The organism is bacterium, assembly GCA_024224155.1.
GTDB lineage: Bacteria > Acidobacteriota > Thermoanaerobaculia > Multivoradales > JAHEKO01 > CALZIK01.
The window spans coordinates 1-1,036 of sequence record JAAENP010000354.1 but is presented as its reverse complement, the minus strand read 5'-3'; the positions used below and the strand labels follow the sequence as shown (position 1 = coordinate 1,036).

Below are 1,036 nucleotides of genomic sequence, written 5' to 3'. Positions count from 1 at the left end.
GTAAGGCCGGGGAGGATTAGCTGGTAGTTCCTGGCTGTGCCGCAAGCGCGCTGATCTTCAGATCTTCTTCCGGACGCCCGTCCGGAGTACTTCGGCGAAGCGAAGGGCTGAGAGCCAAGCCGGTGGGGCGCTCACCCCCGGTCGTCGAATCGCTCGCTGAACATACCGTGTCCGCCGGTCCGGCATTTTCTTCGCACGTCATGTTCAGTTCCAGACATGGCGTGTCGATTTCGGGCCGGAATCAGCCCGGGCTGGGTTCTGGGAACAAGTTTCCCATGCCGCGAATAACCATCTCTGGATTCTGAGTAGGTTATTCAGCCGTCGAGAAAGTCCTTCGCAGGGCCCTGAGAGGGTCTTTCCGGCGCCCGGAACTTCGGTGTCAGAGGTCTGACGACGTCATTCCCTCTCGAGCCATGAACACACCATGTTCACCGGAACGACTCTCCTGGCCGGGAAAAGACGTTGTCAGACGGCTGCACAGGACATTTCCGGCGCGGGAATGTCGTTCCCAGGCACCGGACAGGGTCTTCTCGGAGCCGCGAGAGACGTTCCGGGACCTCTGAGAAGGACATTTCCGGCGTCGAGAGCTCCTTCCCAGGCGACGCTTCGCATCGTCGCGCGACCGCCTCGGCGGTCGCTGCTGCCTGCCGCGGGGGTTGGCAGCCCCGTAGGGGCCAATCGGCGCGAGTATCGGCGCTGTCGGCGGCGCGACGATCACTTAACTTGGGCCGAAGCGTGTATGCCCAGGGGCGCTACCGCACCTCGCACAGGCAGTGGGCGTAGACCCCGTGAGGGTCGTCGAATTGGAGCAGCATCTCGGCCTGGTCGTGGATGTAGTCGGCGACCAGCTCGCCGAGGCGGGGACGGATGCGCTGGCGGCTCGCCGGCTGGTACCAGTCGGCGGTCCAGGTCAGGAGATCGACCAGCATCTGGTCCTTGAAGTCGAGATCTTTCTCCAGGTAGTCGACCCGGTAGTCGTCGCCGATCTCGGCCAGCGCGGCGGCCGAGGCGATGGCGTCTTCGAGGCCGCCGAGGT

At 64.0% G+C, this 1,036-nt stretch carries 1 protein-coding gene; it reads right to left on the bottom strand.

The features are described 5' to 3' along the window. Positions 1-752: 752 nt before the first annotated feature. Positions 753-1,036 (bottom strand): hypothetical protein (locus tag GY769_17730; GenBank protein ID MCP4203762.1); only part of this gene is annotated, 284 nt, incomplete at its 5' end.